This is a genomic window from Kitasatospora kazusensis (assembly GCF_039529945.1).
Classification (GTDB): domain Bacteria; phylum Actinomycetota; class Actinomycetes; order Streptomycetales; family Streptomycetaceae; genus Kitasatospora; species Kitasatospora kazusensis.
Genome location: NZ_BAAANT010000083.1, coordinates 1 through 8,460, shown reverse-complemented (window position 1 = coordinate 8,460; position 8,460 = coordinate 1). Strand labels below are relative to the sequence as shown.

7 protein-coding genes and 1 CRISPR repeat array are annotated in these 8,460 nt (G+C 70.4%); of the genes, 5 read left to right on the top strand and 2 right to left on the bottom strand.

The window, feature by feature from the left end:
- On the top strand, positions 1 to 188 hold a 188-nt coding region (locus ABD330_RS31560), incomplete at its 5' end, for a hypothetical protein (protein ID WP_344469741.1).
- An 87-nt stretch (positions 189 to 275) separates the two neighbouring features.
- Positions 276 to 1,396: a CRISPR direct-repeat array (repeat unit 24 nt; unit sequence GAGCGATCCCCGCGAGCGCGGGGC).
- A gap of 162 nt (positions 1,397 to 1,558) precedes the next feature.
- The gene (locus ABD330_RS32605) at positions 1,559 to 1,924 is read left to right on the top strand and encodes a type I-E CRISPR-associated protein Cas6/Cse3/CasE (protein WP_425555717.1); all 366 of its coding nucleotides are present in this window, start codon (positions 1,559 to 1,561) and stop codon (positions 1,922 to 1,924) included.
- A 563-nt stretch (positions 1,925 to 2,487) separates the two neighbouring features.
- Here the strand turns inward: ABD330_RS32605 and ABD330_RS31550 are convergent.
- Together ABD330_RS31550 and ABD330_RS31545 are read right to left on the bottom strand one after the other, a co-directional pair.
- Positions 2,488 to 3,219, bottom strand: coding sequence for a hypothetical protein (locus ABD330_RS31550; RefSeq protein ID WP_344469740.1), 732 nt, complete (start codon positions 3,217 to 3,219; stop codon positions 2,488 to 2,490).
- A gap of 98 nt (positions 3,220 to 3,317) precedes the next feature.
- Complete coding sequence (locus tag ABD330_RS31545) at positions 3,318 to 3,533, bottom strand: hypothetical protein (RefSeq protein ID WP_344469739.1); 216 nt, start codon at positions 3,531 to 3,533, stop codon at positions 3,318 to 3,320.
- 209 nt (positions 3,534 to 3,742) lie between these two features.
- On the opposite strand from ABD330_RS31545, the gene ABD330_RS31540 reads away from it, so the two are divergent.
- From ABD330_RS31540 to ABD330_RS31530, 3 genes are all read left to right on the top strand, one after another.
- A complete protein-coding gene (locus ABD330_RS31540; protein WP_344469737.1) occupies positions 3,743 to 4,384 on the top strand; it encodes a restriction endonuclease in 642 nt (213 codons plus the stop codon).
- On the top strand, positions 4,348 to 6,471 hold the full coding sequence (locus tag ABD330_RS31535) for a hypothetical protein (protein ID WP_344469736.1): 2,124 nt from the start codon (positions 4,348 to 4,350) through the stop codon (positions 6,469 to 6,471). Before ABD330_RS31540 ends, ABD330_RS31535 begins: the two co-directional genes overlap by 37 nt.
- 111 nt (positions 6,472 to 6,582) lie before the next feature.
- Positions 6,583 to 7,686 carry a serine/threonine-protein kinase gene (locus ABD330_RS31530; protein ID WP_425555718.1) on the top strand — a complete coding sequence of 368 codons (1,104 nt, stop codon included), beginning with the start codon at positions 6,583 to 6,585 and terminating at the stop codon, positions 7,684 to 7,686.
- The last annotated feature ends 774 nt before the right edge of the window (positions 7,687 to 8,460 follow it).

Below are 8,460 nucleotides of genomic sequence, written 5' to 3'. Positions count from 1 at the left end.
CACTCGTCGACGCCATTGAGGCCTATGGCCGGGCAGTCGCCGCTGGCGAGACGGACCGTGAGCAGGCTGCCGCCGCGATTGTCGAGGCTGGCCGTGGCGCTATCGCTCCCCTGAGCGCGGAGGAACTCATCACGAACTGGCGGACGGCGCGCCAACGCCACGAGCCCGGCCAACAGGGCGACCGCTGACCAGACTGAACAGGGTCGGCGCCCCGCACGCTGCCCCCATAGCGACGAAGGCCCCATGTCCTCCTGGCCGCCCTCGACGCGCTCAAGGAACGATCCCCGCGAGCGCGGGGCGGACATGTCGACGGACGCTTCGGCGGAGACCAGGCGGGAGCGATCCCCGCGAGCGCGGGGCGGACCTCACCGTCAACGACCTCGACGGGCCCCTCCTGGAGCGATCCCCGCGAGCGCGGGGCGGACCGAGCGTCCGCCGCCGGCCTCTCCCAGGTCTTGGAGCGATCCCCGCGAGCGCGGGGCAGACGAGGCTGGAGCCCTCGGTGATGGCGGCGAGCTGGAGCAATCCCCGCGAGCGCGGGGCTGACCCGCCGCACGTGTCCTGGTACGTGTGCCCCGGGGAGCAATCCCCGCGAGCGCGGGGCAGACCGGCCGCTGGGGCCGATCCGACGCACCTTCATGGAGCGATCCCCGCGAGCGCGGGGCTGACGGGGAGACGGTCCCCAGGCTGGAGCTCCCCCGAGAGCGATCCCCGCGAGCGCGGGGCGGACCTGCGGGTCACCGCCGCCGACAAGGTCGTTGCGGAGCGATCCCCGCGAGCGCGGGGCAGACCCTTGGAGGGTCGCGATGTTGGTGCCCTGGGTGGAGCAATCCCCGCGAGCGCGGGGCAGACCCGCGGTGCTCGACCATTCCTCCCACGTACTCGGGGCGATCCCCGCGAGCGCGGGGCGGACTTCCCGTTCCCTTGATTCCGTAGCTCCACCAGGAGCGATCCCTGCGAGCGCGGGGCGGACGTCCTGATGCCCGAAGGGCACGACGTCAGCTCGGAGCGATCCCCGCAGGCGCGGGGCTGACACGGGCGCGCCTACGCTGTCGTCCTTCACCGGGGAGCGATCCCCGCAGGCGCGGGGCTGACTCCAGGTACGCCTGGGTGTCCTCGTCCTCGGCGGAGCGATCCCCGCAGGCGCGGGGCTGACCCGAGCACGGTGAGGTTCTGGCCTACGTGCATGGAGCGATCCCCGCAGGCGCGGGGCTGACCCGCCCGGTTGGTGCCAGGTGGCCCGATTCCCGGAGCGATCCCCGCAGGCGCGGGGCTGACCACTGACTGCCTGAGCTCTACCTCTGTGGGTGAGAGCGATCCCCGCAGGCGCGGGGCTGACTCCGCCAGGAAGTGCGGCTGGATACGACCGCGGGAGCGATCCCCGCAGGCGCGGGGCTGACCCTTCGTGACCTGCAACGCTACCGCCACCAACTGCCGTACAGCATCGGTTTGAGAAAGCCGAGGTGTACTCAGGACCGGCCGCTGCCCATCGAGCGCGGACGGACCCCCAAGCTCAACGGAGCGATCCCCGCAAGCGCGGGGCGGACGCACGGCCCAGGTGGACGGCGAAGAGGTGTACGGAGCGATCCCCGCGAGCGCGGGGCGGACGGCCTGGACTCTCCGACCCGACTTGAGGGGGTGGAGCGATCCCCGCGAGCGCGGGGCAGACCATCTGGTCGGCGACGTGCGCCGGGGCCCAACCGGGGCGCGCCGAATCGGAGCGGACGCGGACTCCACCACCCTGTCCGTCCGCATGCTCCCTCCAGTGACAACCGACCACCACAAAGGCCTCAAGATCACCCGAGCCGAGCTCCGCGGGACCCTCACCGTCACTGACCCCGGCACCTTCGTAGCGACTCTTACGGAGGGCCTGGGCCGCGGCCGCGCATACAGCTGTGGTCTGCTTCTCACCCGCCCAACCTGACGCGCTGCCACCAACAAGGAACAGCGGTACCGACGCTCCTACAGGAGCCCATCCCGGTTCTCTGACCTACCGCTGTGACAGGATAGGCAGCGATTTTACCCCTTGTCAGGGAACCCGGGAACGCTCAGCAGCTGCAAGGGCGCGACCATCCCGCCGAGGGATGGGCCAGAGATCTGTGTATTTCGGCCTATCGGCCCCGCTCCGGCGGGGAAACTACTGCACCGGGGTGGTCAGGCCCACTGAAGCTGCCCACCCCGGTCATCTCGCCACCGTTAGTCCGATGCCCTGCGGCTAGCTGTCCGTTCGCGGTTAGCTTGGCCCGCAGCTGGTGAAAAGGCGGTCAGTTCCCCGCGCCTGCAGGGATCGCTCCGAGGTGATGTTCCAGCCCCAGCAGCTGCTTACGTCCGCCCCGTGCTCGCGGGGATCGCTCCAGGGTCACCACCACCGAATCGCGCGAGGCCTCGTCAGCCCCGTGCTCGCGGGGATCGCTCCACCGTGACGAACCCGATCCGGATGGGCCACGGGTCAGCCCCCACGCTCGCAGCGCCAACGGCCGCCCAGCTTCACTGGGGTCGGTGGCCGGTCAGCTGCTGCCAGCGGTCGCGCGCGGCATCCAGCTCACGTCGTGCCTGCGGGATTCGGGTATCGCCCTTCAGCCGGGCCCGGACCTCGCCCAGTCGCTGCCTGGCCCGCTCCTGGCCACTGGTGTCGGCGATGGCGGCCTTCAGCTGGGCCCTGGCCTGCGGGATGAGGACCTTGCGCTCGGCCTTCGCCGCCTTGTCGGCGGCGAAGGCGTTGTGGATGTCGACGACGAACGCCCTCACCTCGGCCTCGGGTGTCTCCTTCAGTGAGAAGGTCAGCAACTGCCGGAAGCCGTTGGGGAGCGTCAGGTAGATGTGCCCTGCCGAGGGTGAGTACTCGTCCCGGATCAAGACCTTGGTGAGCGGATGAGCGGTGATCCGGCCTTCCGCCGTCACCTCGAGCACGTGGTCGTACAGCCGCAGAGTGCCGGCGAGTTCGGTGCGCAGTGCGCCATGGCCGGGGTCCTGCAGCCGGGCAAGGCGCAGTTCGGCCTGGCGGACCCGGAGCCTATGGCTGGAGACCGCCGCCGCCACTGCCGAGCGCGCGCCGTCCTGTTCCTGTCCCACGCTTTGCTCCAGCTGGCGCAGTTTCTCTCGCGCCGCCCGTAGGTCGCGCCGGTTCTCCTGGTACTTGATGCCGAGGGAGTAGCGCCAGTTCCCCGGGTAGAGGCCCGCCCGCCACACCAGCCAGCCCGCGAGCGCCATCAGCGCCATAACTGTCCAGCCTGCCGTTCTTCCCATCGGATCCTTCCCTCTCCGCCAGCCGATGCCTCCCTCGGCACGGCCGTAGTGACACCGGTTCCCTGCGGATGTCAGTGGGTGGCCTTGGTCGCCGCGCCGACGAGCTGGAGGATCGCCTGTCCCCAGGCCGTGGCTGCGATCAGGACGCCGAACACGACGGCGGTGAAGACGGTGAACGCCTCGTCCACGCGGCTGTGGGAATGGGTGGGGCGTCGGAGGCGGACGACGATGATGATCGCGAGGAACACGCTCGCGCCGATGTACTGCATGCCCACCCCTGGTCGCATCCTGACAACTCTCGGTGAGCCTGCCAGAGAGCGGCGGCATCGGGGGAGGAGATCCCGGAACCCGGCTCCACAGGGCAGACAGTTCGGCCGCCAACCAATGCGATCCGGTCAACTCGCCTCAACGGCCCGCGGAGTTCGCCTGATCACCGGCGGCCGAACAGCTCCCGGCCCTAGCATCACGGTCACACCGCGGTCCGAGGGGGAACGCCATGGCCCGCAGGCCGGCACGACGACGCCGCACCACCAAACGCCGGGCACAGCAGGCCCGCGACGACGCCACACTGCGCCTCGCCCTCACAGCCGGCGCCGGCATCCTCCTGGTACTCGCGGTGATCTGGCTCGTCCACCACCTGGCGCTCCTGCTCACCCTGCTGACCCTCACCCTGGCCGTCACCGCGACCGTGATCCGACGCCGCGTGACGGCCGCCCGCCGGGCCTTCGAAGCCCGCACCGCACAGCTGCGCCACATCGGCCCGTTCCTCGCGATGAACCCCAAGGACTTCGAGCACGCCCTCGCGGTGCTGTGCCGACGGGACGGCTGCACGAAGGTGACGGTGGTCGGCGGAGCCGGCGACCTCGCCGCCGACGTGCTCGCCACCACCCCGGCCGGGCAGCGCATCCTGATCCAGGCCAAGCGCTACGGACCGCGAACCTTCGTCGGCTCCCAGGACGTGCAGAAAGTCAACGGGACCTACCGCGACGTCCACCACTGCGACCTGGCCGTCGTCGTCACCACCAGCACCTTCACCAAGGCCGCCGCCGCGTTCTGCCGGCAGGTGGGCATCCGCACCGTCGACCAGCGGGCACTCGCCCTATGGGCCGAGGGAACCGGCAAACCACCCTGGAACTGACCCGGCTACGCCTCGCCCCACTGTTTCGCGGTTGGGCAGTACACCACCGGTGTGCGATGGCACGATGGAACGTCCGTAGGTGGGAACCGGGTTGGGGGGTCTCGTTGCCAGGTGACAGGCGGCGCATTCAGACAGCGGTGCTGGGCGGAGCGGAGTCGGACGATCCGCTGATCCTGCCGCTGGAAGCGATCGAGCTGGACGCCTTCCGCCGGCACCACACCGAGGACACCTTCTGGTGCGGACTGCTGCTCGGCGGCTGCGGCGAACGACTCACCACCAAGCTCTACACCGACCGGGCGTGCCACTTCGCCCACTTCCCCGACCCGACCGGCCTGCACGTGTGCGGGCGCCGGGCCCGGGATGTGTCCAGCGCCGACCACCTGTACGCGAACTCCGCGGCCGCAGCCTGGCTGAAGGCGCGGGGCCAGCAGGCCAGCATCAGCTACGGCACGCCGCTGGGCTCTGTCGTGGACATCCTGTGGGGGCGTCAGGCCCGCGGGCTGCGCCTGCACCTGGACGGCGAGGTGCCCCCGGTGTGGGACGACGAGGAGGTCGAGCCGGTCCTGGGCGTGTCCGTGCCGGTCGACGACGAGACGCTGGTGCGCCGCTGGTACGTGCACCGGGTGGGATTCGACAGCGTCGGCACCGCCCGGCAGGTCCGGATCGGCACGCAGGCCTTCGCGCGGGAGACCGAGTGGTTCGGCCTCGACGAGTGCTCCATGACGCCGGACGGCTTCCGCACGCCAGCGGTCGAGCGCATCATGCACGCCCGCAGCACCCGGGCTCCTCAAGGCGTGTGGCGGCCGCCCGCGCCCACGTCTGCGGAGCGGCAGGCGCAGCGCCCGCACCCTGCGGGGCGCCTGGAGGCCGCTCTGCAGTCCGGTTCCAGGATCGCCGTCCAGTCGGCGTACCGCGAACTCGAAGCCGCAGGCCCCAACTGGGGCGATGCTGCCGAGAAGGTGGCTGCCGTACTCGAGCAGGCACAGACCTGGCTGGCCGAGCACAACCGCGAGCGCGAGGAGATGTTCGGGCAGCTGAACCAGGCCGTCCAGGACGGCGAGCCCGAGGCCGTGCGCAGCCTGCTGGCGCGTGTGGACGTCAAGGCGGCCCGGGACCGGACCTCGGACCACCACGCCGTCGCCACGCGCGCGGCGGACTTCCTCAAAGACCAGGAACATCAGGCTGCGCGGGCCCGTGAAACCCAACGGGCCCTTGACTTCGCAGACCAGAACGCGCGCCAGCTCAACTCCACACCGCCGCGGCCGATCAGCTCCGCGTCCCGGCGGAAATTCGGTGATCCGACGCAGGCCGCGCACCGGCAGATGCGGGACATCCTCAGCGAACTGCGACGGCTCGGGCACCGGATGTCGACCCGCGACGTGCTGCACCGGGTGGACTCGCTGGCCACGACCGTGAAGGGCGCGGGGGACCAGGTGACCCCGGCGCAGCGCGAGGAGGCCGAGCAGTGGCTCGCGCGCAGCCGGCGGCTGCGCAGCGCGACCGCCACCGAGGCCGCCGTGGTGCCGAGTAAGGCGGCCAACGTTCCGGCCTCACGACGCAGCCTGCAGGCCCGGACGGTCGAGCACTGCGCCGTCCAGGCCGGGCCGGGCAGAAACGCCGGGCGGGACAGGAACAATGAGAAGGCGGAGCCGCCATCCGTCGCCCGTCGCACTGCCGCCGCCGAGCCGCAGGCACGGACGAAGAAGAAGGCGGCACCGGCGGGCCCACCCCGGCTGCCAGCCGAATCGGTCGCGCCGGTGGCGGCCGCCGTGCGCGCAGCGTTGAAGAAGGCCGCCCGGGAGCGCTCCACCACCACGTGGTCGCAGTTGCGCCGCCAGCTGGGCAATGCGCTGCCCGCTCTGCACCCGGACGACCAGTTGGAGGTCTTGCTGCGGGTAGAGGCAAGTACGCCTGCCGAAGAACCGCTGCTGTCCTCACTGCTCGCAGCGGACGCCAGTAGCCATCCTGCGGTCTACCAGCGCCTAGCTAACCGGCTTGGCCGGGCATTTCCCGCCGGCGCTGGTGCGACCCGTGCGCACTGGCAGACCGAGGTACTTCGACTCCAGCAGCTGTTCCGACACCGCTGACCCGTTGTCCGGGACATGGTAGATACGAGAAGACGTGAGGGGCGAACGGGGGAAGATCAGTTGGAGCGGGTGGGGTTGTACACCGTGGTGCGGGAACTCGGTGCGGGCGGGATGGGCACGGTGTATCTGGCCCGGTCGCGCGGCGGGCGTCTGCTGGCGGTGAAGGTGGCCAGGCCGGAGTTGGCCGCGGACCCGGCCTTCCGGGCTCGGTTCCGTGTCGAGGTGGAGGCGGCGCGCAGGGTCGGAGGCTTCCACACGGCGCAGGTGGTGGATGCCGATCCGGACGCAGAGCCGCCCTGGCTGGCCACGGCGTATGTGCCGGGCCCGACGCTTGCCCACCTGATCGCTGAGGAAGGGCCGATGGCCGAGGGTGGGTTGAGGCAGCTCGGCGCGGCGCTGGCGGAGGCGCTGGAGGCGGTGCATGGGTGCGGGCTCGTGCACCGTGATCTGAAGCCGGGCAACATCATCATGGCGCCGGACGGTCCGCGGGTCCTGGACTTCGGTGTTGCCCGGGCCGTCGAGTCCACCCGGCTGACGATGACGGGCCACGCCTTCGGCACTCCTGGCTATCTCGCGCCTGAGCAGGCGGAGGGCCGGGAAGTGACGGGCGCTGCCGATGTGTTCGCCCTCGGTGCCGTCCTCGTGGCGGCTGCGGGCGGCAGCGCCTTCGGGGAGGGCACGCCGATGATGCTGATGTACCGGTCGGTGCACGTGGAACCCGATCTTTCACGGGTCCCGGCGGGCATGAGCGGCATCGTCAGGGCCTGCCTGGAGAAGGACCCGGCACTGCGGCCCACCACGGAGCAACTGCTCGACGCGCTCACCGGCGGCCTGGATACCCCGCACCCGCCCACGCTTGTGGTGCCCTCACCCACGCTCGTGGCACCGCCCACTGGGGACGGCCCTGAGCAGGTCCGGGAACTATCCTCCGGGGACGCCGGGTTCTTCCATGCCGAGGACGACGAACGGGCCGTGATCATCAATGCCCACGGGGTCGAGATCAGGCTGGTCAGACAGAACGGCATCAGCATCGATTTCCCCTGGGACGAGATCGCGAGCATCGGCCACACCCTGGAGGACGCCACCCTGCAGTGCACGCTGTTCATCGCGTGCGACGACGTTCCGTACGACTGCACGCTGACCGCGCCCGACGACGTGACGTACGACAGATGGGCTCGGTACCTGCCGTACGTTCTGGACTACTACTGCGAGTGATGCGTACGGTCCGTGATGATTTGTATTCCCTCCGGTACGCCGCCTGCCATGCAACACCCCGCCCGGCGCGTCCGCTCGCACGGCGGGGTGTTGCATGGTCGAGCAATGCCTGCTGATCTGGGAGGACATGGGGGTGGGACGCAAAAAGGCCGGCAAGCCGCGCAGGGCACGGGCGGCCGCCGGGTACAACCTGCAGCAGTTCCAGCCGCCCGGCTACGACCAGTGGATGATTCTCGCCCCGACGCCGCCGCGAAGGCCGCCACCGACCCCTGCCTCAGGCCCGAGACCATCGACATGACCCGCCGCATGACCTGGCTGCGCCCCCGCTACGGGGCGAAGATCTCGGTGCAGGCGCTGTGGCTGGATCTGGCGGCTGACCAGGGCGTGCTCCAGCTGCGCCACCCCACCGGCAGTGTAGGGACCCTGCCGGTGGCCGAGTTCGCGGCATGCTGGGCGGCCAGGAGGCGGTGCTGGATCTGCGCGCCACCGTCCACGACTTCCACGCCCGCGGCCTGGTCCTGATCGAGCAGGGAGGGGACGAGTAGGTCGTGCCGCTCCTTTGACGGAACCACAGGCGTGGGCTGTGCAACCGCACTGTTTGGTGACCCCAAACCAATTCGGTGCCACGGTTAACGCAGGAGTCCTGTCCAGACTCTCATCTAGCAAGAGTGCACTTCTGAGCTTGCTCCGCTTTGACGGACACCATCGGTGTGGTGGTCAGACCGCGAGGACGCTCTCGTACTCGGCGGGACTGCGGTAGCCGAGGCTGCTGTG